At 64.8% G+C, this 23,677-nt stretch carries 28 protein-coding genes; 24 read left to right on the top strand and 4 right to left on the bottom strand.

The features are described 5' to 3' along the window. The 3 genes from J0M27_RS10490 to J0M27_RS10480 form a co-directional block, all read left to right on the top strand. Window positions 1-303: SPOR domain-containing protein (locus tag J0M27_RS10490; RefSeq protein ID WP_294990958.1), on the top strand; the 303-nt coding region annotated here is incomplete at its 5' end. Between the two features lie 91 nt (window positions 304-394). Beyond that, entirely contained in the window at window positions 395-1,192 is a 798-nt protein-coding gene (locus tag J0M27_RS10485) for an SDR family oxidoreductase (protein WP_294990956.1), read from the top strand. Further along, window positions 1,192-1,989 (top strand): helical backbone metal receptor, encoded by a 798-nt coding sequence (locus tag J0M27_RS10480; RefSeq protein WP_294990953.1) that lies wholly within the window; start codon window positions 1,192-1,194, stop codon window positions 1,987-1,989. Before J0M27_RS10485 ends, J0M27_RS10480 begins: the two co-directional genes overlap by 1 nt. On the opposite strand, the gene J0M27_RS10475 is transcribed toward J0M27_RS10480, so the two are convergent. Further along, complete coding sequence (locus J0M27_RS10475; RefSeq protein WP_294990950.1) at window positions 1,953-2,630, bottom strand: pirin-like bicupin family protein; 678 nt, start codon at window positions 2,628-2,630, stop codon at window positions 1,953-1,955. The genes J0M27_RS10480 and J0M27_RS10475 overlap by 37 nt on opposite strands. Window positions 2,631-2,651: 21 nt before the next feature. Further along, entirely contained in the window at window positions 2,652-3,227 is a 576-nt protein-coding gene (locus J0M27_RS10470) for a flavodoxin family protein (RefSeq protein ID WP_294990947.1), read from the bottom strand. Window positions 3,228-3,412: 185 nt separating this feature from the next. On the opposite strand from J0M27_RS10470, the gene J0M27_RS10465 reads away from it, so the two are divergent. The 5 genes from J0M27_RS10465 (at window position 3,413) to J0M27_RS10445 (ending at window position 8,114) form a co-directional block, all read left to right on the top strand. After that, complete coding sequence (locus J0M27_RS10465) at window positions 3,413-4,309, top strand: LysR family transcriptional regulator (protein WP_294990944.1); 897 nt, start codon at window positions 3,413-3,415, stop codon at window positions 4,307-4,309. A 38-nt stretch (window positions 4,310-4,347) separates the two neighbouring features. After that, on the top strand, window positions 4,348-5,589 hold the full coding sequence (locus tag J0M27_RS10460; protein ID WP_294990941.1) for an MFS transporter: 1,242 nt from the start codon (window positions 4,348-4,350) through the stop codon (window positions 5,587-5,589). Window positions 5,590-5,948: 359 nt separating this feature from the next. Next, entirely contained in the window at window positions 5,949-6,629 is a 681-nt protein-coding gene (locus J0M27_RS10455) for an energy-coupling factor ABC transporter permease (protein ID WP_294990939.1), read from the top strand. Between the two features lie 155 nt (window positions 6,630-6,784). Next, a complete protein-coding gene (cynS, locus tag J0M27_RS10450; protein WP_294990936.1) occupies window positions 6,785-7,225 on the top strand; it encodes a cyanase in 441 nt (146 codons plus the stop codon). Between the two features lie 49 nt (window positions 7,226-7,274). Then, entirely contained in the window at window positions 7,275-8,114 is an 840-nt protein-coding gene (locus tag J0M27_RS10445) for a methyltransferase domain-containing protein (RefSeq protein ID WP_294990934.1), read from the top strand. A gap of 56 nt (window positions 8,115-8,170) precedes the next feature. Here J0M27_RS10445 and cynR read toward each other — a convergent pair whose 3' ends face one another. Next, on the bottom strand, window positions 8,171-9,199 hold the full coding sequence (gene cynR, locus J0M27_RS10440) for a transcriptional regulator CynR (RefSeq protein WP_294990931.1): 1,029 nt from the start codon (window positions 9,197-9,199) through the stop codon (window positions 8,171-8,173). A 414-nt stretch (window positions 9,200-9,613) separates the two neighbouring features. On the opposite strand from cynR, the gene J0M27_RS10435 reads away from it, so the two are divergent. The 14 genes from J0M27_RS10435 (at window position 9,614) to J0M27_RS10370 (ending at window position 19,040) form a co-directional block, all read left to right on the top strand. Then, window positions 9,614-10,054 carry an SH3-like domain-containing protein gene (locus J0M27_RS10435; RefSeq protein ID WP_294990929.1) on the top strand — a complete coding sequence of 147 codons (441 nt, stop codon included), beginning with the start codon at window positions 9,614-9,616 and terminating at the stop codon, window positions 10,052-10,054. After that, complete coding sequence (locus J0M27_RS10430; RefSeq protein WP_294990924.1) at window positions 10,038-10,400, top strand: SH3-like domain-containing protein; 363 nt, start codon at window positions 10,038-10,040, stop codon at window positions 10,398-10,400. Before J0M27_RS10435 ends, J0M27_RS10430 begins: the two co-directional genes overlap by 17 nt. Before the next feature lie 41 nt (window positions 10,401-10,441). Further along, window positions 10,442-11,164, top strand: a complete 723-nt coding sequence (scnC, locus tag J0M27_RS10425; protein WP_294990922.1) for a thiocyanate hydrolase subunit gamma — start codon at window positions 10,442-10,444, stop codon at window positions 11,162-11,164. A gap of 16 nt (window positions 11,165-11,180) precedes the next feature. Continuing rightward, window positions 11,181-11,636 (top strand): hypothetical protein, encoded by a 456-nt coding sequence (locus J0M27_RS10420; RefSeq protein ID WP_294990919.1) that lies wholly within the window; start codon window positions 11,181-11,183, stop codon window positions 11,634-11,636. Between the two features lie 213 nt (window positions 11,637-11,849). Then, on the top strand, window positions 11,850-12,680 hold the full coding sequence (locus J0M27_RS10415; RefSeq protein ID WP_294990916.1) for an ABC transporter ATP-binding protein: 831 nt from the start codon (window positions 11,850-11,852) through the stop codon (window positions 12,678-12,680). Window positions 12,681-12,726: 46 nt separating this feature from the next. Continuing rightward, the gene (locus tag J0M27_RS10410) at window positions 12,727-14,064 is read left to right on the top strand and encodes an ABC transporter substrate-binding protein (RefSeq protein WP_294990913.1); all 1,338 of its coding nucleotides are present in this window, start codon (window positions 12,727-12,729) and stop codon (window positions 14,062-14,064) included. Further along, window positions 14,061-14,906 carry an ABC transporter permease gene (locus J0M27_RS10405; protein WP_294990910.1) on the top strand — a complete coding sequence of 282 codons (846 nt, stop codon included), beginning with the start codon at window positions 14,061-14,063 and terminating at the stop codon, window positions 14,904-14,906. Before J0M27_RS10410 ends, J0M27_RS10405 begins: the two co-directional genes overlap by 4 nt. Before the next feature lie 36 nt (window positions 14,907-14,942). Beyond that, window positions 14,943-15,752, top strand: a complete 810-nt coding sequence (locus J0M27_RS10400; protein ID WP_294990907.1) for an ABC transporter permease — start codon at window positions 14,943-14,945, stop codon at window positions 15,750-15,752. 79 nt (window positions 15,753-15,831) lie between these two features. Continuing rightward, window positions 15,832-16,041: a hypothetical protein gene (locus tag J0M27_RS10395; protein WP_294990968.1), complete on the top strand. Its 210-nt coding sequence runs from the start codon at window positions 15,832-15,834 to the stop codon at window positions 16,039-16,041. 81 nt (window positions 16,042-16,122) lie between these two features. Continuing rightward, the gene (locus tag J0M27_RS10390) at window positions 16,123-16,515 is read left to right on the top strand and encodes a DsrE/DsrF/DrsH-like family protein (RefSeq protein WP_294990904.1); all 393 of its coding nucleotides are present in this window, start codon (window positions 16,123-16,125) and stop codon (window positions 16,513-16,515) included. A gap of 53 nt (window positions 16,516-16,568) precedes the next feature. Beyond that, window positions 16,569-16,790 carry a sulfurtransferase TusA family protein gene (locus J0M27_RS10385; protein ID WP_294990901.1) on the top strand — a complete coding sequence of 74 codons (222 nt, stop codon included), beginning with the start codon at window positions 16,569-16,571 and terminating at the stop codon, window positions 16,788-16,790. 85 nt (window positions 16,791-16,875) lie between these two features. After that, complete coding sequence (locus J0M27_RS10380; protein WP_294990898.1) at window positions 16,876-18,009, top strand: FAD/NAD(P)-binding oxidoreductase; 1,134 nt, start codon at window positions 16,876-16,878, stop codon at window positions 18,007-18,009. Window positions 18,010-18,021: 12 nt separating this feature from the next. Then, window positions 18,022-18,447, top strand: coding sequence for a hypothetical protein (locus J0M27_RS10375; protein ID WP_294990895.1), 426 nt, complete (start codon window positions 18,022-18,024; stop codon window positions 18,445-18,447). Between the two features lie 80 nt (window positions 18,448-18,527). Beyond that, complete coding sequence (locus J0M27_RS10370) at window positions 18,528-19,040, top strand: hypothetical protein (protein WP_294990892.1); 513 nt, start codon at window positions 18,528-18,530, stop codon at window positions 19,038-19,040. Here J0M27_RS10370 and J0M27_RS10365 read toward each other — a convergent pair. Further along, on the bottom strand, window positions 19,037-21,700 hold the full coding sequence (locus J0M27_RS10365; protein ID WP_294990889.1) for a GNAT family N-acetyltransferase: 2,664 nt from the start codon (window positions 21,698-21,700) through the stop codon (window positions 19,037-19,039). The genes J0M27_RS10370 and J0M27_RS10365 overlap by 4 nt on opposite strands. 170 nt (window positions 21,701-21,870) lie before the next feature. On the opposite strand from J0M27_RS10365, the gene J0M27_RS10360 reads away from it, so the two are divergent. Beyond that, entirely contained in the window at window positions 21,871-22,278 is a 408-nt protein-coding gene (locus J0M27_RS10360; RefSeq protein ID WP_294990887.1) for a hypothetical protein, read from the top strand. A gap of 64 nt (window positions 22,279-22,342) precedes the next feature. Then, window positions 22,343-23,563: a hypothetical protein gene (locus tag J0M27_RS10355; RefSeq protein WP_294990884.1), complete on the top strand. Its 1,221-nt coding sequence runs from the start codon at window positions 22,343-22,345 to the stop codon at window positions 23,561-23,563. Window positions 23,564-23,677 lie beyond the last annotated feature (114 nt).

Below are 23,677 nucleotides of genomic sequence, written 5' to 3'. Positions count from 1 at the left end.
GCCGTGGCGTCCGCGACCGCAGCATCAGCCGCCGCGCCGGTGGCCGATGCCAAGCCGTCACCGACGGACATATTTTTCCTGCAGGTTGGTTCCTTCCAGAAGGCAGCCGATGCCGACAACCTCAAGGCCAAGCTGGCGCTGACCGGCCTATACGCCAGCGTGCAGGAGGTCAGCATTCCGGACAAGGGCACCATGCATCGCGTGCGCGTCGGTCCCTTCCGCGATACCGAAGAAATGAACCGGGCGCGCGGATTGCTGACCCAAAGCGGCGTGCAAGGCACGGTCATCAAGCAGAAGGAATAGGTGGTGGCGTTGACCAAGCGCCCAGGAGCTTCCTGTTCCGCGGCCCGGCACGCTGGCGGCGGTTGTCGCCTTCGGGCTTGGTCCGGCCGCCGTGCCTGACCCCGCCTGCCCGGCCTCGGTCTCCACACCGACTCGCTGTTTCCTGACCGGCGCATCGAGCGGCATCGGCGAGGCGCTGGCGCGCCACTATGCGGCGACGGGTGCCACGCTCGGCCTCGCCGCGCGGCGCCGGCCGAAGCTGGAGGCGCTTGCCGCGGATCTTCCGGGCAGCCACGCCTGTTATCCGCTCGACGTGGCCGACTCGGGAGCGATGCGCGCGGCGGCGGCGGACTTCATGGCCGGCGGCGTACCCGACATCGTCATCGCCAATGCCGGTATTTCGGTGGGAACCCTGGCCCACGAAGCCGACGACATGGCGGCCCTGCGCCGCGTGTTCGAGACCAACGTGGCCGGCATGGCGCAGACCTTCCAGCCCTTCATTGCCGCGATGAAGGCGCGCGGCAGCGGCCGCCTGGTGGGCATCGCCTCAGTCGCCGGCATCCGCGGCCTGCCGGGTGCCGGCGCCTATTCGGCATCGAAGGCGGCGACCATCGCCTACCTCGAGGCCCTGCGCGTCGAATTGCGCTGCAGCGGGATCCGGGTGGTGACCATCGCGCCCGGCTACATCGCGACGCCGATGACGGCCGTCAACCGCTATCCGATGCCTTTCCTGATGCCGGCCGACGAGGCGGCGCGCCGCTTCGCGCGCGCCATCGAACGCGGCAGCAGCTACACCGTGATCCCGTGGCAGATGGGCGTCGTCGCCAAGCTGATGCGCCTGCTGCCCAACCCGGTATTCGACCGGCTGTTTGCCCGCGCCGGCAGGAAGCCGCGCGGCCTCGATCTCTGATGACCATGCGCGACGCGCTGGGGCGCGAACATTCGCCTGGTGCGGACGCGCCGCGCATCGTCAGCCTGGTGCCGAGCCTGACCGAACTCGTGTGCGACCTGAATCTCGCCGACCGGTTGGTCGGCCGCACCGGCTTCTGCGTACACCCGAAGGGAATTCTGCGCGGCGTGCCCAAGGTCGGCGGCACCAAGGACGTCAAGCTCGAACTGCTGCGGCAGCTTGCGCCGACCCATGTGATTGCCGACAAGGACGAAAACCGGCGCGAGGTGGTCGAGGAGATCATGGGTTTCGTGCCCCATGTCATCGTCGTGCATCCGCGCGCGGTGGACGACAACCTCGGCCTCTATGCCCTGCTCGGCCACGTCTTTCGCCGCGAGCCGGTCGCCGCGCAGCTGGCCGCTGCATTCGCTGCCGCCCGCGCGGAACTGGACGCCCTGGCGCGGAGCCTGCCGCGCGAGGCCGTGCTGTATCCGATCTGGCGCGATCCATGGATGACGGTGAGCGGCGACACCTATATCGCCGCGATGCTCGCCGCCGCCGGCTGGGACAGCTTGCCGGCCGAGGCTGGGAGCCGCTATCCGGCCTTTGACTGGAATGCCCCCTGGCTGGAGCAGGTGCAGCGCGTGCTGCTGCCCTCGGAGCCTTATGCCTTCACCGGGCGCGATGCGGTAGAGGTCGCCGCGCAGGTGCGCCGCCCGGTGACCCGCGTCGACGGTGAAATGGTTTCCTGGTACGGCAGCCGGGCCATAGCCGGATTGCGCTATCTGGGCGGACTGCGTCGGCAACCGGCCACCTGAGAGACCGCGGCGCCTTGACGCCGTAGCCGACTTTTCGCGACGCTAGCTCGGCAGTTCCTGCGGTCGCAGGTCGAACAGCAGCACTTCGGCAGCCGCGCCGCCATATCGAACTCGGCATGCTCGGCGCCGTCGAACAGGCCCGCATACGCCCGCGCGTCCTGATACACGCCGAGCGCGCCGTCCGTGGCGTCCGGGGAAATGATCAGGCGCAGGCGGCCGCGTTTTTCGACGGCGGAAAAATTCTTCTGCTGGTAGCGCGGCGCCACGCGCAGGCGGTCGGGCACGATCCAGATCTGCAGGAAGTGCACGTCTTCCTGGCGCGAGGGGTTGAACTCGCTGTGGGTGATGCCGCTGCCGGCGCTCATCATCTGCACGTCGCCGGGGCGGATCAGCGAGCCGGTGCCCATCGAGTCCTTGTGTTCCAGCGCACCTTCCAGCACGTAGGAGAAGATCTCCATGTCGCGGTGCGAATGTGTGCCGAAACCCATGCCCGGCTCGACACAATCGTCGTTGATCACCAGCAGGTCGGAAAAGCCGACCTGCCTCGGATCGTAATAGTGGCCAAAGGAAAACGTGTGGCGCGAATCGAGCCAGCCGAAGTTTGCCGCGCCGCGCTCGGCGGCCCTGCGCAGCTCGATCATGGTATTTCCTCAGGTGTCGATCTAGCGGTTCCAGCGCGCGGCGGTCTCGGCGACGCGGGCGCCGAACAGCCGGGCGGTTTCCAGATCGCCGGGCGGCGGGCCTTCCTCGGGGCTGGAATCGGACGGCGATTGCGCCATTGCGCCGGAAAACGCGCCCAGCCAGTTTACGTCGTCGCGTTGCGCCGCCTTGCTGTTGGCCGGCATCATGCCGGTGCCGACCCAGACCATCCCCTGCTGCATCGACAGCGCAAACAGGTAGTTCAGGGTCTGCACCTTGTCACCGTTGATCGAGGCGGAGTTGGTGAAGCCGGCAGCGATCTTGTTGCGCCACTTGGAGGAAAACCAGGCCTTGGAACTGGCATCGGCAAAGCGCTTGAATTGCCAGGACGGGCCGCCCATGTAAGTCGGCGTGCCGAAGACGATGGCGTCGGCGGCGTCCAGCTTGTCCCAGGCGCCGTCGGGCAGTTGCCCTTCGGCGTTGATTTCGACCAGTTCGGCGCTGGCACCGGGGACTCCGGCCGCGCCTTGCTGCAATGCCTCGGCCTGTTTGCGGGTATGGCCATAGCCACTCTGGTAGACGACGATGGTGTGGGACATGGTGTTTCCTCCGGGTTGAAAGCTTCGATATCGTTGATGATGGTTGCTAGAATGTCTGCCGTCATGGCCTGAGACAACGCCGAGCTAATTTCTCAAGTAAGGGTGAGTATCCGAGATAGCAAGGTATTGAGTGTTGACACTTTTCATTGTCTATCATCGAAAACATCGAAGTTGAATCGCTTCACATGCTCAAGCTGACCCTCGACGCGATTGAAATCATCGACGCCATAGACCGTGGCGGTTCCTTTGCGGCGGCGGCGGATACTTTGCACAAGGTGCCGTCGACGATTTCCTACACCGTGGCCAAGCTCGAAGAGCAACTCGGCTTTCCGCTGTTCCTGCGGCGCGGCCCGCGTGTGACGCTGACGCCGGCCGGCAGCGAACTGCTCAGCGAAGGGCGCTGGCTGTTGCGTTCCGCCGGCGACCTTGAATCGCGCCTGCGCCGCATCGCCACCGGCTACGAAGCCGAGTTGAGGCTGGTGCACGATTCGCTGTTGCCGACCGTGGCGCTGGTCGAGGACATCCGCGCTTTCGAGGCGCTGGGCTGCGGCACGCGCCTGCGCATCAGCACCGAAGTCATGACCGGCAGTTGGGAAGCGCTGCGCGAAGGCCGCGCCGACCTGGTGCTGGCGGTCGGCGATCCGCCCTCCGGTTTCGCGCAGCAGGCCGCGCGCCTGCGCGACATCGAGTTCGTGTTCTGCGTTGCGCCAAAGCACCCTCTGGCGCGCATCGACCGCCCGCTGACGGCGGAGGATTTCCTCGCGCATACGGCGATCGTGGTCGCCGACAGCGCGCGCCTGCTGCCGGCGCGCAGCATCGGAGTGCTGTCCGGACAGTCGCGTATCACGGTGTCAAACATCGAGGCCAAGATCGCGTTGCAGATCGCCGGCCTCGGTTACGGCTTCCTGCCGCGCTGTCGCATCGACGGCGCCCTGACGCGGCGCGAACTGGTGGCGCGCGAGGTCGCCGAGGCGCGTGCCAGCGAACCGCTGTGGCTCGCCTGGAAGCGCGACGCGGAAGGCGAGGCGCGGAAATGGTGGCGGCAGCGCTTGCGATCCTCCGACGCATTGGTTCGCGGCTGAATCGCGCCGTACCGCCAGCGCCGACTCTTGCTCGCCCAATGACATCGCAGACCCTCGATCCCGCGCGCGAACGCGCGCTGCTGCTGACCCTGGCCGGGATACAGTTCGCCCACATCCTCGACTTCATGATCATGATGCCGCTGGGTCCGATCCTGATGCGCGAGCTCGGAGTCGGCACCCACGAGTTCGGCCTGCTGGTCTCGGCCTATAGTTTCACCGCGGCGTTTGCCGGAGTGCTGGCGGCGACCTTCGTCGATCGCTTCGAGCGCAAGCGCCTGCTGCTCGCCATGTTCGGCCTGTTCGCGCTGGCCACGCTGGCCTGCGGCCTGGCGCCGGGCTACCTCACGTTGCTGGTGGCACGCGGCACGGCCGGCGCTTTCGGCGGCGTGCTCGGTTCGATGGTGCAGACCATGGTCGGCGACCTGATTCCGTTCGAGCGCCGCGGTCGCGCCAGCGGCACCATCATGTCGGCGTTTTCGATTTCGACCGTGGCCGGGGTTCCGCTGTCCCTGTATCTCGCCAACCACTTCGGCTGGCGCTTTCCCTTCATTTTCATCGCTGCACTTTCCGCTGGTTTCCTGCTGCTGGGCTGGAAGATGCTGCCCGCCTTGCGCGGGCACCTGCCCAACGCCACCGTGTCGGAAGCAGAACGCGCCCATCCGCTGGCGGCGATGGCCGCCGTGCTGCGCGACCGCAACCACCTGAAGGCCCTGCTGTTCATGGCACTGATCATGGTGTCGGGCTTCTCGGTGATCCCCTACATCACCATCTACGTCACCGCGAACGTCCTTATCCGCCAGGAAGACATTCCCCTGATCTACCTCTTCGGCGGCTGCGCGACCTTCTTCACCTCGCGCCTGGTCGGCCGCCTCGCCGATGCCTACGGCAAGATCCGGGTGTACCGGGCGATGGCGCTGTGCTCGATGGTGCCCCTGCTGGTGCAGACGCACCTGTGGCCGGTACCGCTGTGGGTCATGATCTTCTGGTCGACCGTGTTCTTCATTTTCGTGCCGGGGCGCATGGTGCCGGCCATGGCCATCGTCACCTCGGCGGTGCAGCCGCGCCTGCGCGGCACCTTCCTGTCGATGAACGGCGCCGTGCAGCAGTTGTCCTCGGGTACCGCCGCCTGGCTCGGCGGCACGATGATCGCGGCCGATGCCTCGGGCCGCATCGTCGGCTACAACCAGGTCGGCTGGCTCGCGGTGGGGGCCACGATGGTTGCGATGATTTTCGTGGGCCGCATCGAACTGCATACCGGGGCGCCCGCGCGACCTGTCTGACGCCGTCGGCAAAAGTCCCGCACTGCGTTGCGGGCAGCCATTTCCGCGGTGGGTCGGGCGGCAGGCAAGCCCGGAACTACCCCCCGTCGATGCATAGCCGATTCCTATGCAATGGATCGGAAAATAGTCTTGGACAATTTTATTTCAATCAAACACAATTTAATCGTCAATTGCTTTCGGGCGGCTGTGCAGCATTGAGTCGCAGTTGTTGCCCCAGGCTTCTTGTCGGGCTCGAATTCGAGCGGGAGCTTGGCAGGCGCCGCCGGTATCGAAAGGGGTCTGTCCGATTTTTTTGCAGGAATCGCCGGTTTCGGCCGATCGATTCCATCTTGGGTAGCGTGGATAAGGAGGATTCAAGCATGCACATCGAACCAGGTATCGTTGTTGGCGCCAAACTGGCACTTGGCTTTATCACGGCGACAGGCGCGCTCGGGTATTCGCTCAAGCTGGCGAAGGACATGGCCAAGCGTGACGGTGTCGCGCCGCTCGCGATCCGCATTGTCCTTGCCGCGCTGCTGGTCCTGGGCTTCTTCGAGGTGCTGCCGCACTATCCGGTGGGCGTGTCGGAGGTCCATTTCATCCTTGGCTCCACCCTGTTCCTGATGTTCGGCGCCGCGCCCGCGGCGCTCGGCCTGGCTATCGGCCTGCTGGCGCAAGGTCTGTTGGTCGCACCAGCCGACCTGCCGCAATACGGCATGAACGTGACCAGCCTGCTGGTACCGCTGCTGGCCATCAATGCCCTGGCGCAACGCGTGATCCCCGCCCATACGGCCTACAAGGATGTCACCTATGGACAGGCGCTGAAGCTGTCCACCGCCTACCAGGGCGGCGTCGTGGCCTGGGTTGGTTTCTGGGCCGTGTATGGTGCCGGCGCAGGCGCCGAGAACCTTGCCGAGATCGCCACCTTCAGCGTCGCCTACATGGGCGTGATCCTTGTCGAGCCGGCGCTGGACCTGGGTGTTCTGGCAGCCGCCAAGGCGCTGCATCGCCTGGAAACCAGCGGTGTGTTCAACCCGCGCCTGTACAGCGCCGCCGCCTGAACCGCCTGCGCTGGTGCCTGGACTCCGGCCACGGTCGGAGTCGCTTCGCGGGGAACTGTTGTTCCCCGCTTTCGATTGATCCGGATAGGCCACGACGGGCTACGTTGCCTGCCGCGTTGGTGCGCCCTGCCGGCTACTGATAAAGGACAATTGCCATGAACAAAGCCGAAATGAAGGATGCGATTCTCGACGCCAAGCAAAAGAAGGGCCTGAGCTGGAACGATATTGCCAAAGCCGCCGGGCTGTCTCCCGAGTTCACCTGTTCCGCCTGCCTGGGCATGAATCACCTCGACAGGAAGCCCGCCGATGCGGTGGCCAAGTTGCTCGGCCTGGGCAAGGATGGATCGGCCGCCCTGCAGGCATTCCCGCTCAAGACGTGGACCCAGGTGGTACCCACCGACCCGCTGATCTATCGCTGGTACGAGATGATCAACGTCTATGGCGAGACCATCAAGGAACTGGTCAACGAGAAGTTCGGTGACGGCATCATGAGCGCGATCGACTTCACGATGAAGATCGACAAGCAGGAGGATCCCAAGGGCGATCGCGTGCTGGTGACCATGAGCGGAAAGTTCCTGCCCTACAAGTCCTGGTAGCCTGCGCGGGTCCGGGTGGCGCGCAGTGGGCCGCCGCCCGCCGCGAACCATGAAACAGAGGTGGACGATGCCGGCACGTGATCCGCACCGTTTTGTCAATGAGCTCGACGAAGCGGCCATCGAGCGGTTGATCGCCCGCCTCGAAGGCCGCGCCAAGGACGTCGTGTTCACCCGGCTGTTCGACAAGTATGCCGGACACCTGTCCCCCGGCGCGTCGGCGCATGTGCTGGAGGTAGGCTGCGGCACCGGGGCCATGACCCGCTCGCTGGCCGGCCGCGACGACTTTTCCGGCAAGGCCGTCGGCGTCGACCAGAGCCACCCCTTCATCGAGGCCGCTCGTCGCTTTGCCGCAGAACACGGCGTCGGCGATCGCGTCGATTTCCGCGTCGGCGACGCGCATGACCTCGATTTTCCGGAGGCGACTTTCGACGCCGCGTTCGCCCATACCCTGATCAGCCACGTTGCCGACCCGCAGGCCGTCTTGCGCGAAATGGTCCGCGTCGTGCGCCCCGGCGGCATCGTGGCGATCTTCGATGGCGATTATTCCTCGATGACCTACGCCATGCCCGACCACGATCTGGGGCATCGCATGGACGTGGCCCTGACCACGGCCGCCTTCAATAATCCGCACATCATGCGTGACCTGCCGCGCCTGATGCCCCAACTCGGGCTGCAATTGCAGCAGGCCTGGGGCGACGCCGTGGTCGAGATCGGCAAGGCCAGCTATTTCAAGTCCTTCGCCGAGACCTATGCGCCCTACATCGTCAAGTCCGGAATGTTTTCCGCCGAGGCGGTCGACGCCTGGCTTGCGGCGCAGAACCAGGCGATGGCGGACGGCAGCTTCTTCGCCGCCTGCAACTACTACACCTACCTAGCAACCCGCGTCTGAGGTCTTGCGCTGGAGAGCGCCGGTCTTGCCGCGAAGCCCGGGTCGAGCCGGCGCGATCAGCGCGCGATCGCGCCCGCCGTCCCTTCCACCGGGCGCCTCGCGCTGCCGGTGTCCCGTCTCTCGTCCAGGGTGGCCTGTCCGCTCGCTTCATCCAGCCGCTGTTGCAGTGCGTGATACCGGGCGGCGCTCCATTGCCTGGCCATTTCCCCGAAAGCATGGCAGGCGGCACTCTTGTAGGTGCCCTTGTGGCAGATCAGGGCAATCGCGTGGTGCGGCAACTGCGGCAGCAGGGGCACCGAATGGAGCCCGGACTGCGCCTCGGAAATCGAACTGGGAAGGATGGTGACAAGGCGGCCGAGGCTGGCGGACTGAACCAGCATGTTGAGCGAGTTGGTCTCGATGGCGATGTGCGGCGTGATGCGGTATTCGAGGCAATAAAGGTCGAAATGGCGCCGCAATGCAAACTGGGTATTGAGCAGGACCAGTGATTCCTTTTCCAGTTCGGACGCACTCAGCGCGGTTTGGCGACCGGCCAGGTGATGGCCCTTGCCCACGGCAAGGTTTAGGGTTTCCACGAACAGCGTGTGCTTGTCGATCTCCGCAGAGCGGCCCTCCGATGAAAACGTCTCGGAAAACACGATGCCGATGTCGATCCTGTCCTCGGCGACACCGGCCTCGATTTCGTCCTGCGACATCTCCACGGCGCTCATTGCGATTCCCGGATGGCGGGCGACGAAATCTTCCAGCAGCGGCGTGGTGATGTACTCCGTGATGGGATTCATGCCCAGGCGCAGCGTGCCGCGGCTGAGGTCCTGTACCTCGTGGATCGCTCGTGTTCCGGCTTCCAGCTCGCCGAGCGCGCGCCGGGCGTGGTGCAGATAGACCTCGCCGGCATCGGTCAGGCGAACGTTGCGCCCGGAGCGGTCGAGCAACTGTACGTGCAGCACTTCTTCCAGGAGCCGGATCTGCTGCGAAAGCGTCGGCTGCGACACGTGCAGCGCTTCGGCGGCGCGTGTAAAGCTGTGATGTTCCGCGACGGCGAACAGGTAGCGGATCGAGCGCGGGAACACCAGTTTTGATTCCATAGCCGATTCCTATAGATTGAATCGAAGCATAGTCCTGACTGATTCTAGCCCAAAAAAACAGCGATTCGCGATCGCGTGAATTCGGGGCGTTCGCCCTCCGCGCGGATGATTCCGCACGACCGCTAGCCCTGCAGATATCAGGGGATTCTTTATAGCGGAAGCCTATAGGTCGGATCGGAAAATAGTCTTGGACAATTTCACTTAAGGCATACAAAATTTAAACGTCAACTAAATGCCGATGTATCCGCAAAACCCTCGTGAATATCGGAGGGGACAGGGCAGGCGGCTTCGGTTGATCGGCAGCGGAAATCGAGGGCGCCGGAAAACGCTTTCGCGGGTATCCCCCGGTCTGTTGTGAAGCAAGGTTTGCGTGCCAGTGAATCCGCAAGTCATACATCAAAGGAGAAGTCCACAATGTCATCGACTACCAGGGAAAGGGTATTGCGGCATTTGACCGCGGTCGCCGATTTGCAGCCACCGGTGCAGAAGACGGGCAAGGCGCCATATCCCACCGAGATTACTTCCGAGCTGTTCCGGGCCTATACGCGGTCGCCACATGACGTCGGTGGCGAGTTCGACGTTCCCTGCGAATGGACCGAGGAGGAACACGAGGCGTGGGGGCACCGGGCCTATGTGACTACCGAGTGTCTGGCCTGGCGTGGCGCCTGGTGCGCGGAGGAGCGACGCCGCATGCAGAACGTCGATCTGGGCACGACGCAATATCTGGGCTTGCCCTACTACGGGCGGTGGCTGCTGTCGGCCGCGCGCATCCTGGTGGACGGACATCACGTCACCCTGACGGAACTGATCAACAAGATAGACGAGGTGAAAAAGCGCCATGAGCCAGCACGATAGAACCCATCACGCCAAGATCGCCACCGGCAAGGGCGATCCCCAGTGTTTCAAGGGAACGGCGGGTCCCGCCAAATTCAAGGTTGGCCAGACCGTGCGCATCAAGGATCTGCCCGATGTTTTCTATACCCGTTGCCAGGTGTACACACGCGGCGCCGTCGGTCAGGTGGCAGTCGTTACGCACGAAAGCCCGGCACCGGAGGATGAGGCCTGGGGACATGTCGATCATTCCGAGTGGTTCTACATCGTCCGCTTCAAGCAAAAGGACCTGTGGCCGGAATATCCCGCCGCATTCGCGAACGATACGCTGCAAACCGAGTTTTCCGAGCGTTGGCTGGAAGCCGTGTAGTTTGCAGTCAACCCGAGACACAGCACAGAAAGGTAACGTAAATGTCAAATGATCACGATCACAGCCACGGGCACGGACACCAGCACAATCCTCCGGGTCCGATGGTCGAGGAAGTCAGCGACTTCGAGGCACTGGAAATCGCCGTCCGCGAACTGGCCATCGAGAAGGGTCTGTTTACTGCCGAGGACCACCGGCGCTTCACGGAGTTCGCCGAGCACATCGGCCCCACGCCGGCCGCACGCATGGTGGCGAAGGCCTGGCTCGACCCCGAATACAAGAAGCAGTGCCTGACCGATGCGATCAAGGCAAGCCTTGCTGTCGGCGTGGACTGGCTGAACCCGACCGGCTTCGGCACGCCGAGCGACTATACCGACCTGCGCGTGCTCGAGGATACGCCGACCCTGCATCACGTAGTCGTCTGCACCCTGTGTTCCTGCTACCCGCGCCCCATCCTTGGCTTCCAGCCCGAGTGGTATCGCACTCCGAATTACCGCCGTCGCCTGGTTCGCTGGCCGCGTCCCGTGCTCGCCGAGTTCGGCCTGCAGCTGCCGCCGGAAGTCGAGATCCGCGTCGAGGACTCCAACCAGAAATGCCGCTTCATCGTGATGCCGGTGCGCCCCGCCGGTACGGAAGGCTGGACCGAGGATCAATTGACCGAAATCGTGACCCGCGACTGCCTGATCGGCGTCGCCCTGCCCAGGCCGGGCATGACCACCAACATTCCGCTACCGGTCCACAAACCGGCCAAGCCGGGCCACCACTAAGTGCGAGGAGCAAGCCATGGCTGACTCAGGGAACATGAATGCTTCCGCCGGCGCGGCGGACGGGCCGGCGAGCTGGACTCCCGTTCCCTTGCTGGAAGAGATCAAGGAGCATGGCCGGGTCTGGGAAGACCTTGCCAGCCAGTATGGTGTGACGAATCCGGATCCGCCGTGGAAAACCAGCCTCGACGGAATTTGCGAGGCATTGGCGGCTGGCTCCTGTTCTTCCGTGGCTGCGGCCGAAAAACGCTGGCTGGATGGCAAGGTCGACCGCGCCAGCCTGGATTCACCGCTGCCCCTGCTGGAGCGGCGCTGGGAAGAGGACGAGCTCTCGGAGACGTTGTACCAGGACGTTCCCTTTCCCGAGCGGCAACTGCTCTGCCTGGCCCATTCCCTGATAAAGCGTGGACTCGTCGATCCGGACGAGCTCGCCACGCGCATGAAAGCGGTTCATGAGCGGCTGACCGCGACCTGAGCGAATGCGGTCGGCGTGACCGGCGCAGGGCGATGCGGAAAAGACTTCCGGCCTGTTTGCGGGAGCGCAAAGCAGGACACCGTCATCGTCGCGCCATGAATTTCGGCATTCATCAATGTGCACCCAGTGGGTGCGCAGGGAAGGGTGCTGCAGAAAACTGATGCACTCGCGATCGGAGTTTGTCGCGGAACCTGGCCTACGGAGAGACGATCGGTGTCAATACGCGGAGTGAACATCAGCATCAAGGGACTGGGTTACCGCTACAGTTCCCGCGGCAATCCGACCTTCAGCAATCTCATGCTGGAATCGCCGCGCGGCGAGGCGCTGGCCATCATCGGCCGCTCCGGTTGCGGCAAATCCACCCTGCTGCACATCATCGCCGGCCTGAATCGTCCCACCGAGGGCACGATGCATTTCGACGACAAGAAGATCGAGGGACCGTCGTCGCGCTGGGTCATGATGTTCCAGGCGCCACACCTGTTTCCCTGGATGAAGGTGTCGCAGAACGTCGGTGTCGGCCTGGGCTTCGCCGGTTGGCCGGAAAAGGAAAAGGCCGAACGCGTCGCCGAGGCGCTGAAACTGGTCGAGTTGTCCGACTATGCCGATACGAATGTGCAGGACCTTTCCGGCGGGCAGCAGCAGCGCGTCGCACTGGCCCGCTCGCTGGTGATGGAGCCCGAATTGCTGCTGCTCGACGAACCGTTCTCGGCGCTCGACGCATTCACCCGCGCCTCGTTGCAACGCGACGTCCGCTCGATCGCCAAGCGCCTCGGTTTCAACCTGATCATCGTCACCCACGACATCGACGAAGCCGTGTTGATGGCCGATCGCGCACTGATCATGGCCGGCGCACCCGGCAAGATCGTCCATGAATTCGCAGTCAACCTGACCGATCCGCGGCAGCGCCAGGATCCGGCAGTACAAAGCATGCGCGCCCGTCTCATGGATGCCTTTCACACGGCGGCGCAAGTGGCGGGTGCTCCGGCAGAGGAAGTCGCGGAAGAAGCAGGTGCCGAATCAAGCAGTGTTTCGCAGCATGCCTGACCTCGATTAGGCCAGGACACCACCACCCCACAGGAGGAGACCGAGCATGTGCATACTTTGCGACCTTAAGATCGTCGGCAATCATCATCCGTCGGAACAGCCGCATCTCGACTACAAGAAGCACGGTGACGGCATCGAGGACCACGGGCTGGCGATCGAATACGACCCGCTGTTCAGCAGCGTGCTTGGCACCGGCGTCAATCGCCGCGAATTGCTCAAGTGGGGTGGCCTTGGTGCCCTGAGCAGCCTGATCCCGACCTCCGCGACCTTCGCCCAGGAGAAGAAGTGGGATCCGACGGTGCGCATCGGCTTCCTGCCGATCACCGATGCCTCTGCGTTGCTGGTTGCCCACGAGATGGGCTTCTTCAAGAAGGAGGGGCTGGATTCGGCGCCGCCGACGCTGATCCGCGGCTGGTCGCCGCTGGTCGAGGCCTTCTCCTCGCACAAGCTCAACCTCGCCCACCTGCTGATTCCGGTGCCGATCTGGATGCGCTACAACAACAAGTTCCCGATCAAGATCACGGCCTGGAACCATACCAATGGTTCCGGCATGGTCGTCGGCAAGGACTCCGGCATCAACTCTCCCAAGGACTTCGGCGGCAAGCAGTTTGCCGTCCCCTTCTGGTATTCGATCCACAACATCATTTCGCAGAAGATCATGAAGGATGCCGGGATCACGCCCGTGATCCGACCGCAGGATGCGAAGCTCGCCCCCAACGAGTGCAACTTCATCGTGTTGAATCCGCCCGACATGCCGCCCGCGCTGGCGGCCAAGTCGATCGACGGCTATTGCGTGGCCGAACCCTTCAATGCCCTCGGCGAAATCCGTGCGGGCGCCAAAATGCTGCGCATGACCGGCGACGTCTGGAAGGGCCACCCCTGCTGCGTGGTGGTGATGCACGAAGCCGACACCATGGACCCGGCGCGCGCTGCCTGGGCGCAAGGCGTGCATAACGCCATCGTCGCCGCGCAGATCCACCTCGTCGAAAACCGCGAAGCCATGGCCGAGATGCTGTCCAAGGACGGCAAGGGCTACCTGCCCTTCCCCAAGGAAGTGGTCAAGCGCGCCATGATGCTTTACGACATTCCCTATCCCGGCAACGCGGCAGCGATCAAGCACAAGGACTGGGGCATGGACCGCATCAACTTCCAGGGCTGGCCCTACCGCTCCGCCACCGAGCTTGTCGTCAACGACATGAAGAAGACCGTCATTACCGGCGATTCGGCATTTCTCGAAAAGCTGGATCCGAAATTCGTCGCCAACGACCTGGTCAATTACACCTTCATCAAGAAGGCGCTCGACGCCAATCCGAAGTGGAAGAACGACCATAGTGTGCCGAAGACTGGCGACCCCTTCGTTCGTACGGAAGTTGTCTCCCTGTGAGCAATGACGCCGCACCCGGTGCAGCCGCTGCGGCTGCCGGTCTGACCGGCACCCGAACCTCCCGCGCCGCCGAGGCGGCGGGGCGGGGGTTTTTCAACTTTTCGCTGGGTCTGCTTATCCTTGCCGTGCTTTGGTGGCTGGGCGGATACCTGATCGCGAGGAACCCGGAGACCCAGAGTTTTTCCGGCTTCGGCCTGGTGCAAACGCTGCAGAGCTTCCCCGAGTTGTGGAACCAGGGCAAATTGCAAAAGGCCATTGCCGCGAGCATGTATCGTCTGGGCGGCGGTCTTGGCATCGCAATCGCCATCGGCATCCCGATCGGCATCATCATGGGGCGCAGCAAGCGCTTCCGCGACTTGAGCAACTCGGCGTTCCAGTTCCTGCGCATGATCAGCCCGCTGTCCTGGATGCCGATCGCGGTATTCGTGTTCGCGGCCTGGGATGATTCGATCATCTTCCTGATCGCCATCGCATCGGTCTGGCCGGTGATGTTTTCCACCGCCGCCGGCCTGGCCAAGGTCGACCCGGCCTGGTTCAAGGTGGCGCGCAACCTCGGCGCCACGCCGGTGCAGATGCTGACGCAAATCATCCTGCCGGCGATCAGTTTCGACATCTTCACCGGCATCCGCCTCGCCCTCGGCGTGGCCTGGGTCGTGCTGGTACCGGCCGAACTGCTGGGCGTGACCTCCGGGCTCGGCTACGCCATCAAGGATGCGCGGGAGACACTGTCTTACGACCATCTCACGGCCATGGTGCTCACCATCGGCATCATCGGCTACACGCTTGACACCCTCTGCGCGTTGCTGATCAAGCGCTTCAGCTGGCATCGCGGGGACGCCTGAGCGATGAGTAATAGCACTGCAACTGTCGAGGGGAACGTGGCAACTACCGCCGTGACGCAGTCGCGTTCCTCCATTGCCTTCAGCGGCACCGTTTATTGGGCGTGGAATTTTTTTGGCGGCCTGGCAATCCTGTTTGCCCTGTGGTGGCTGGCCATCCATGTGGCCACGCTGAATCCGGCGCTGTCGCACTTTGCCAGTTTCGGACCCGGCCCCGCGTTCAAGGAAATCGGTAATCTTTGGAGCAACGGCCTGATCCCCAAGGCCTTGCAGACCAGCGGCGCTCGCCTGGGTGCCGGCCTGGGCATCGCCATCGCAATTGGCGTGCCGATCGGCATCCTGATCGGCCTTAGCAGGCGTTTTCGCGAACTGAGCAACTCGCCCTTCCAGTTGATGCGCATGATCAGCCCGCTTTCCTGGGAACCGATCGCCGTCATCGTTTTTGCCGGCTGGAATCAGGCGATCATTTTTCTGATCGCCGTCGGCGCGGTTTGGCCCGTGATGTTTTCCACCGCGGCGGGATTGTCCAAGGTCGACCCGGCCTGGTTCAAGGTAGCGCGCAACCTCGGCGCCAAACCCTGGCATGTCGTGACGCAGATCATCGTGCCTGCAATCGCCTTCGATGTTCTGACGGGCATCCGGCTCGCCCTCGGGGTTGGCTGGATCGTGCTGGTGCCGTCGGAGTTCCTCGGCGTGACGTCCGGATTCGGTTACACCATCCAGGATGCGCGCGAGTCGCTGGAGTACGAGAAGCTCATGGCCATGCTGCTGGTCATCGGTGCCGTCGGCTATGTGCTCGACAGCATCTGCCTGGCCTTGATCAAGCGCTACAGTTGGCATCGCGGCTGATCATGGCGACCCCGGTGTTTCCGCAATCCGGATCTAGCCTCGCGGTGGGTCGCGACAACGCGGGCCTTGGGACCGGGCCATGAAGAAGCCACCGCTCACCACGCCACCGGCCGTAGCCGAAATCGGCAATGAAAAACCCGAAGCGGACCAGGAGCGGGACGCGCCGAAGAAGGTGGACGAAAGCTACCTGCAGCAGCTGGAGGAAGAGAACCGGCGGCTGAAGATGGCCGTCGCCGACCTGACCCTGCGCAACCAGGCGTTGAAGCTCGTGGTGGGAAAGAAATGGTAGCTCCGGGCACCGTCCGGAGCGTGACGGATTCGAAGATTCATGCCGCGTCGCGGACGCGGCCCTGATGGAGAAGCGAAAACAATGTCGAGGAAAATTTTTGTTTTGTGCATATCGGATTCCCGCGAAAAGCTGCAGATGGCGGCGATGGTCGCCTCGGTTGCCGCCGCATCGGGTGACGAGGTCACGGTATTCTTTTCGATGAACGCCATGCTGCATTTCGTCAAGGGCCGCGCCACGGAGGCCGCGGCGGAAGGCGAGTTCGGCCGGCTCATGGCGGCCGACAAGGGCGTGCCCTCGTTCAAGCAGTTGTTCGCCTATGCCGCCGATCTTGGCGACGCCAAGCTGCTGCCCTGTTCGATGGCGGTCGACCTGCTCAAGGCGTCGGCGGAAGACCTCGATCCAGTGCTCGGTCCGCCGACAGGGCTGACGCGCTTTTTGAGCGACGCCGAAGGCGCGCAACTTTTCACATTCTGAGCGGCTCGCCGCACGGACCCCGAATCAACTGGAGGACACAGGCAATGAGTGAAATGAGGATCATAGACGCGCGCGACACGTTCTGCCCCGGCCCGCTGATGGAACTCATCAGCTACATGAAGCGCGCCAGCGTCGGCGACGAGTTCGAGCTGCTTTCCACCGACAAGGGCTCGGTCAACGACATCCCGGAATGGATCAAGAAGGTCGGGCACGAAATGCTCGGCAGCGAGCAGGTGGAAGGAGTCTGGCACATCAAGGTACGCAAGGCGAAATAGTCGAAACGGACGTCGGCCGGAAGGCGCAATCCCGACCGGCCGAAAAAGACCCCGGAACCGCGGGGATTCTGGATAGGAGAACGCAATGAGAATCTTGATAGTCGGTGGTGGCACGGCCGGAACCATCGTGGCCAACAACCTCGCGCGCCGGCTTGGCGCGGAAACCCGCGCCGGCAAGGTGCGCATCACTTTGCTGTCGGCCTCGGACCGGCACATGTACCAGCCGGGCCTGCTCTACGTCGCTTTCGGGCACATGACCCCGGACCAGTTGTATCGCGACCAGGCCAGCCTGCTCGAACCGAACATCGATTTCCACGTCGACCCGGTCACCAAGTTCAACCTCGACAAGAACCAGGTGCTGACGGCGGGCGGCAAGACCCACGACTATGACATCCTGGTGATCGCCACCGGCTCGCGCATGGTGCCGGAAGAGACCCCGGGCCTCACCGAGGGCGCCGAGTTCTTCTACACCGAGGCATCGGCGGTAAAGATGTTCAAGCGCCTGCGGGAATTCCAGGGCGGCAAGGTGGTGGTCGCCGTCGGCGTGCCGCACAAGTGCCCGATCGCGCCGGTAGAAGTCATGTTCATGCTGCACGACTACTTCAAGGCGCGCGGCATCCGCGACAAGGTCCAGCTCAAGTACCACTACCCGATCGGCCGCATCCACACCATCGAGAACGTCGCCATCTGGGCCAAGCCGGAATTCGAGCGCATCGGCGTCGAGACCGAGACCCTGTTCAACATCAAGGAAGTGGACGTCAAGAACAATCTGCTGAAAAGCGAGGAGGATACCGAGGTTGCCTACGACCTGCTCATCGTCATTCCCCAGCATCGCGGCATGGAGGTACTGGAAACCGACAACCTGGGCGAGGGCGGCTGGATCCCGACCGACCGCTTCAGCCTGGCCATGAAGGGCCGCGACAACGTCTATGTGGTGGGCGATACGACCAACCTGCCGGTCAGCAAGACCGGATCGGCAGCGCACTTCCAGGCCGAGACGCTGGCCGAGAACATCGCCTCCATCGTCAAGATCGGGGCGCCGGTGCGCGACTATGACGGCAAAGTATACTGCTTCATCGAAGCGGGCCACGACCGCGCGACCTATGCCATGTTCAACTACCAGAATCCACCCGACCTGAAGCCGCCGTCGAAACCCATGCACTGGTTCAAGCTTTCCTACAACCAGATGTACTGGACCAGCGTGCGCGGACTACTCTGAAGAGATCACACCATGAACACCCAGACCGAAACAACTTCCGCACCGTCGATCAACGAGGGCGACCTGCAGCGACTGGTCGAGTTCGCCCAACTCGTCACCTCGGCACAGGATGCGCTGTCTGACGACATGGTCAACCGGCTGGCGTCGGCCCTGTCCGAGGGCATTACGCTGCTCGATCGCCTGACGCGCAACGAGGGCTTCACCCACCTGTTGCGGGAACTCGACCGCGCCGAGAACCAGCGTTTCCTGATCTGCATGTCGAATGCCTTCACGGAGGCCAGCCGCGAGTTGGCGACAGCGCCGCCGGCCAGCGGAGGCATCGGCGGCCTGCTGAAACTGATGAGCGATCCGGGCACGCAGGAGGGCCTGCGCCTGCTGGCCTTCGTCGGCGCCCGCATGAGCAAGAGCCTGCGCGAGGTGCATCGGCGCGGACTCTGATCCGCGTCCGGAATCGCGCGACAACACCCCATCGCGCGCGCCGCGGCCAGGCGCAGCTGCCACGGCAAGGAGGACGCGCGATGATCAGGAAACCCGCATTCGACGCTGACGGCCTCTCGGAGCAATCCCGCTTTTTTCACGGCGCGCTGGAAGACTGGCTGCGCGAGCCCGACATCACCATGGCCTGCGGGCGCTGCGCTGATGGCGCGATCGGCGAGCTGATTCCCCTTGGGCGCGCTACTTGTTGCCGGGGATCCACGAAGGCGGCTTTGCCGGCGTGCGCGAGCTGCGCCTGGAAGAGTCCCCGCATGCTCGCGCGCTATCGCGACTCCAAAGAAATGGCCTGGGCCGAGGCCGATCCGACGTTCCTTGAAATCCTCGGTAGCAGGCCGCCTCCACGCCGTGCCGTGGGCGCCGACTTTCGTGGCGGGTCTAACGCTTATGGCACCAAGCGCCACCCACAGAAGATGAAACACGCGAAAGGCGAATTGAAGGCCCCCCACCCCCATCCCCGCCCCAGGGCGGGGCTACCCGTCAGCTCGCTTCGCTCGATAGCCGCCTGGGACTTCGTGGTCGGCTGCATTTTGCGCTAATTCGCTGCCGTCGGAGCGCGCAGCGGCAGGCGCAAGTCGATGGTGCCGGGATCGGCGCCGGTCTTGAGTTCGAAGCCGAGGTCGCGCGCCAGGTGTTGCATGCGCAGGTTGCCGGCGAGGGTTTCCCCGTGCAATTCGCCGGTACCGCGATTGCGACAGTAATCGATGATCCGTTGCAGCAGCAGGCGACCCAGGCCCAGGCCCTTCACCTGCGAGCTGACGACGATGGCGAACTCGGCGAAGGCGTTGTCCGGATCGGCCATCGCGCGCACTTCGCCCAGCGAGCGTTCAGTGCCCCGCGAATCGCGCTCGATCGCCACCAGCGCCATTTCGCGGTCATAGTCGATCTGGGTGAAGCGCGCCAGCTTGGAGCGCGGCAAGCGGCGCATGGTGCCGAAGAAGCGCATGCGCGAATCCTCGGGGTCGAGCGATGCGATCAGGTCGCCCAGGGTCGTTTCGTCCTCCGGCCGGATCGGCCGGATCAGCAACTGGCGACCCTGCCAATCGACGCGCTGCTCCAGTTCGCGCGGATAGGGGCGGATCGCGAAGCGGCGGTAGCCGAGCTTGCGCCCGCGCTTTTCGATGCGGATGCGGGCCTCGTGCGTCACCGCCCCGGTCGCTTCGACGTGCATCGGGTCGAGCTCGATGCCGGCAATCTCGTCGATGTCGGTGAGCATCTGCGACAGGCGCACCAGCGCCGTGCCCAGTGCCGCTTCCAGGGCGTCACGCTCGTCCTCGGGAGCCTCCCGCGCGAAGCCGCAGCGAGCAACCAGGTCTTGCGCCAGGGCGCGGTTGAGCGGCGGCAGCGCGACGGCATAATCGCCGTCGTGGCCATTTTCGGCCGCGGCGGGGGCGATGAAGATCACCGGCCCGAACACCGGGTCGCTGCCCACGCCGAGGCGCAAGGCGGCGATGCCGCTGCGTGCCGCGCCGGGCCGCAGCCGGTAGCCGCTGACGCGGCTGCCCGGGCGTTGGTTGCGCAGGCGGTTGCGCAGCCCGCGCACGGCGAGGCGAATTTCTTCCGGCGAGCGCAGCGAGCGTGCCATCGAACGGTAGTCGGGCGCATTGGCCAGCACCAGGCCGAGATCCACCGGGTAGCCGATCTCGTCGGCGGCGCGGATCGCCTCGTCGATGCTGCCGGCCAGAGGCCGCTCGGCCGCATCGATGCCGTAGGCCTGCAACAACTGGCGCGCCTGCCGCGATGTGAGCACTTCAACCCCGGCGGCGATGGCCTCGGCCACCGCGTCGCGGGCGCGGTCCAGGTCCGGACTGAAATCCTCGGCCTGCGAGGGAGGCATTTCCACCAGCAGTTGCCGATTGCGCTCGTAATTGACGATGCCGACAAAAATCGCGATGGCCTTCTCCGGCGAATCCTGGCTCAGCACGCCATGTTCGGCGGCGATGCGTTGCGCCGCCTGCATGGAACTGCCGCCGACCCAGCAGGTAAACACGTTGCGCGTGGCCTTTTGCGCCACATCGCAGATGGCCTCGGCCACGGCGCTGCCCGGCGCGAACGGCGAGGGCGAGCAGACCGTCAGCACGGCGTCCGTGTTGCGGTCGGCGAGCACCAGCTCCAGCGCCGCGGCCCAGGCAGCGGGCGAGATGTTGGCCGGCAGGGCCAGCGGATTGCCCACTCCTTCGGTCCGCAGCAGCTCGCCGAGTTGCTTCACCGTGCTTGCCTCGAGGCTCGCCAGCCGCCCGCCCGCCGCCAGCAGCGCCTCGGCCGCGATGCGGCCCATGCCGCGGCCGTTGCCCATGATGCACAGGCGCTCGCCAGCCATCGGGCGCACCCGCGCCATGGCCTCGGCGGCATCGAACATGTCTTCCAGAGTGTCGATGCGGACCCAGCCGGCGCGCCGCAGCGCGGCGGCATAGACGTCGTCGGTGCTGAACGGCGCCGTCGCCGACGCCGGCGCGGCAACCCGCTTGCCGCGAATCACCACGATCGGCCGGTTGCGCGCCGCCGCGCGCGCCGCCGACATGAACTTGCGTCCGGCCGCGACGGTATCGAACTGCACCAGGATGGCTTCCGTGTCCGGGTCGTTCGCCAGCCAGTCGATCGCGTCGGCCAGGTCCACGTCGATGCCGACGCCCAGGTGCAGCGCCGTCGAAAAGCCGATGCCCTTGCTGTGCGCGCGATCCAGCACCGCCGCCGCCACCGCGGCCGACTGGGTGACCAGCCCGATCTTGCCAGCTGCCACGCCGACGGGCGCCACGCTGGCGGCGAGGCCCAGTGCCGGCACCGCGATGCCGCCGCTGCCCGGCCCCAGCACCCGCATCAGGTAGGGCCGTGCCGCTTCGAGGATGGCCGTGTGCGCCGCCTGAACCTGGCCCGCCGTCATCCGCTCGTGCAATGACGGCCCGACGATCACCGCCTTGGTGCCGCGCGAGCCGAGCTGGGCCACGATCTGCGCCACGTCGCACAACGGCGCGCAGACGATCGCCAGGTCGGGCACCGGGTCGATTTCGTCGATGTGCATGCGGGCGCCGATGCCGAACAGCGAACGCTTTTTTGCGGTCGCTGCAAGGATCGGCCCCGCGAATCCGCCGGCCTGCAAATTGCGCAATACCACGTCGGCATAGCAGCCCTGCTCGTCGGTCTCGGCGACGACCGCCACCGAGCGCGGGTGGAAGAGGAATTCAAGGTTGCGGACAGTCATGTTGTTTTTGGTTCCGTACGCGGCGGCGCGCGGCCGGACGTGACCGATTGTGCCACAGCCGGGCGCGGGGCCGGATGTGAAAAGTCGGCGCCGGCGACACGGCGGCAGGCGCATCCTGTGAGCCACTGAGCGGGTAGCCTGATCGCCTTGGGCACATGATAGGAATCGCAATGGATGCGAACGGGCTGGGCATGGATTTCGGGGGCTTCTTCATGGAGCGATTGGGCGCGCATCTCGTGGCGTGGCTCGCGCTCGGATTCTTCGGCCTCTGGATCGCCTTCTGCTTCGGCGTTGACGAGACCTCGCTCGACGTTCGCCTGACGATCGGCTTCATCGGCGCGGTGGCGACTTTTGTCCTTTACGGACTGAGCTGCATCGTCCTGATCCCGCTGCTGCTGCTGCTGCTGTTGGCTCGGCTGTCGATCCGGCTAGAAGCGCGCTGGCGCATTCGCCACCGCCGGCCCTATGTACCGTCTCCGCTGGCGCTCCCGGCTCCCGTCGCGCGGAGAAGCGCAAGCGACTTGTTGCCGTTGCTGATCGGGATATGGATCGGCGCCAGTTGGGGCGGTGATGATTGATGCCACTCGGCGGCGGCGCGCCGTGTCGGGCGACGTGCCACCGTTCAAGCGCGTGCGCCACCTGTTGCGCGATGCCGCCATCGGCCTGGCGTGGTTGCATCACGCCCTCGGCGCAAGCCTGCGCGCCGGCTGGCCGATGGACGATGCCGGACGGGCGATCATCGACGTTTCCGCGCCGCTGGATGAAGCCGCGTGTCCCCGTGCCGGCACGCGTGACTTCTTCAACCGCCTGCGTCATCGGCTGCTGAGCGCGCTGGAGCGTAGCCGATCGCTGGCCGCCGCGAACGGCAGGCACTGGCCGCTGCCATCCGCCATCCGCTTTCTGGTCGCGCAGGACGGCGCGGCAACTGCGGCACTGCGCTTTCCGGCGCCCTTCCAGCCTGAGGGCGTCGACTGGCTGGAGGCCTCGCAGCCGCGAATCGGGCCGCAAGCGCTCTGGCGCGGTCCGCGCGCCGAGATTCGCGACGTGCGTCTTGGCTATCGGCTTGCGTTCAGTCAGGTGGAGGTCGACCCGCCCGCGCGAGATGTCCGCCTCATCCCGGTGTTTCCCGAGGTCAGGCCCGATATTGGCGTGACAACCGAAATCGTCTGGGACCTGCCACAGCTCTGCGAATCCGTCCGGCGGCCGGGCGGCTACGATGTCGTCAACTGCACTTGTGGCCTTGCCGACCATTCGGGCTTGATGTCCCTGGCATTTGTCGCCCATCCCGACGACGATACCGTGGTTTGGGAAATCGACATCCCCGGCCACCGTCCCGCGCTACATCCGCGCTGGCGCGACGCCAGCGGCTTTCTGCGCCTGGTGTTCCGCCGCGCCGATTACGAGGCAGACATCCGCGCCATGCTGGACGCGGTGGTGAACGCGGGTACGCCCGAGCTGCCGATCGATGAATACGAGCCGGGCCGAGGTGGCTGCACCTTCGAAAGCCTGCAGGACCTTGCCGCGAAAAACCAGTGGTCGCGCTTGCCGCTGCTGCGCCCGGGGGTGGCAGTGGAGTTTCGCGTCGCGCAGCAAGACTTCATGTTGTTCGATCGCAGGCCATCGCGCATTTACGCGCCGCGACTATTCACGCGGTGGGCGGCGTCGGCGGCATTCGACCGCTGGGCGGATGGCTTTCTCCCTGGCCGCGAACTCGAAGTGTGCCGGCGCGCCCGCTGCGACCAGGCCGGCGAGGCGTTTGCCGCCGTATTGCGCCGCTGTTTCGCCGAAGGCAGCACGGCACCGGGGGTCACCGTGTGCTATCGCCCATGCTCAGACCACCGGGGGCATTCGTCGGCGCCTTGAAAACCCAGGCGCAAGCCGCCACGGCATCGTTGCCGTATCCGGCCTCGGGCCGGCGACGCGCGGCTCGTCAAAAGTCGGCGCTGGCTGCACGGCAACGGTAGCAACAGGCGCATT

The sequence above is a fragment of the Sulfuritalea sp. genome, assembly GCF_017302275.1.
Lineage (GTDB): Bacteria > Pseudomonadota > Gammaproteobacteria > Burkholderiales > Rhodocyclaceae > Sulfuritalea.
This window is presented reverse-complemented; position numbering and strand designations above follow the sequence as displayed.

Excerpts from the sequence above, each read along its gene's own strand:
- J0M27_RS10435 (WP_294990929.1), top strand. The coding sequence starts at position 9,614 with ATGTCATCGACTACCAGGGAAAGGGTATTGCGGCATTTGACCGCGGTC.
- J0M27_RS10420 (WP_294990919.1), top strand. The coding sequence starts at position 11,181 with ATGGCTGACTCAGGGAACATGAATGCTTCCGCCGGCGCGGCGGACGGG.
- J0M27_RS10385 (WP_294990901.1), top strand. The coding sequence starts at position 16,569 with ATGAGGATCATAGACGCGCGCGACACGTTCTGCCCCGGCCCGCTGATG.
- J0M27_RS10460 (WP_294990941.1), top strand. The coding sequence starts at position 4,348 with ATGACATCGCAGACCCTCGATCCCGCGCGCGAACGCGCGCTGCTGCTG.
- scnC (WP_294990922.1), top strand. The coding sequence starts at position 10,442 with ATGTCAAATGATCACGATCACAGCCACGGGCACGGACACCAGCACAAT.
- J0M27_RS10445 (WP_294990934.1), top strand. The coding sequence starts at position 7,275 with ATGAAACAGAGGTGGACGATGCCGGCACGTGATCCGCACCGTTTTGTC.
- J0M27_RS10375 (WP_294990895.1), top strand. The coding sequence starts at position 18,022 with ATGAACACCCAGACCGAAACAACTTCCGCACCGTCGATCAACGAGGGC.
- J0M27_RS10455 (WP_294990939.1), top strand. The coding sequence starts at position 5,949 with ATGCACATCGAACCAGGTATCGTTGTTGGCGCCAAACTGGCACTTGGC.
- J0M27_RS10390 (WP_294990904.1), top strand. The coding sequence starts at position 16,123 with ATGTCGAGGAAAATTTTTGTTTTGTGCATATCGGATTCCCGCGAAAAG.
- J0M27_RS10365 (WP_294990889.1), bottom strand. The coding sequence starts at position 21,700 with ATGACTGTCCGCAACCTTGAATTCCTCTTCCACCCGCGCTCGGTGGCG.
- cynR (WP_294990931.1), bottom strand. The coding sequence starts at position 9,199 with ATGGAATCAAAACTGGTGTTCCCGCGCTCGATCCGCTACCTGTTCGCC.
- J0M27_RS10360 (WP_294990887.1), top strand. The coding sequence starts at position 21,871 with ATGGATGCGAACGGGCTGGGCATGGATTTCGGGGGCTTCTTCATGGAG.
- J0M27_RS10395 (WP_294990968.1), top strand. The coding sequence starts at position 15,832 with ATGAAGAAGCCACCGCTCACCACGCCACCGGCCGTAGCCGAAATCGGC.
- J0M27_RS10465 (WP_294990944.1), top strand. The coding sequence starts at position 3,413 with ATGCTCAAGCTGACCCTCGACGCGATTGAAATCATCGACGCCATAGAC.
- J0M27_RS10410 (WP_294990913.1), top strand. The coding sequence starts at position 12,727 with ATGTGCATACTTTGCGACCTTAAGATCGTCGGCAATCATCATCCGTCG.
- J0M27_RS10480 (WP_294990953.1), top strand. The coding sequence starts at position 1,192 with ATGACCATGCGCGACGCGCTGGGGCGCGAACATTCGCCTGGTGCGGAC.
- cynS (WP_294990936.1), top strand. The coding sequence starts at position 6,785 with ATGAACAAAGCCGAAATGAAGGATGCGATTCTCGACGCCAAGCAAAAG.
- J0M27_RS10380 (WP_294990898.1), top strand. The coding sequence starts at position 16,876 with ATGAGAATCTTGATAGTCGGTGGTGGCACGGCCGGAACCATCGTGGCC.
- J0M27_RS10475 (WP_294990950.1), bottom strand. The coding sequence starts at position 2,630 with ATGATCGAGCTGCGCAGGGCCGCCGAGCGCGGCGCGGCAAACTTCGGC.
- J0M27_RS10470 (WP_294990947.1), bottom strand. The coding sequence starts at position 3,227 with ATGTCCCACACCATCGTCGTCTACCAGAGTGGCTATGGCCATACCCGC.
- J0M27_RS10430 (WP_294990924.1), top strand. The coding sequence starts at position 10,038 with ATGAGCCAGCACGATAGAACCCATCACGCCAAGATCGCCACCGGCAAG.
- J0M27_RS10370 (WP_294990892.1), top strand. The coding sequence starts at position 18,528 with ATGATCAGGAAACCCGCATTCGACGCTGACGGCCTCTCGGAGCAATCC.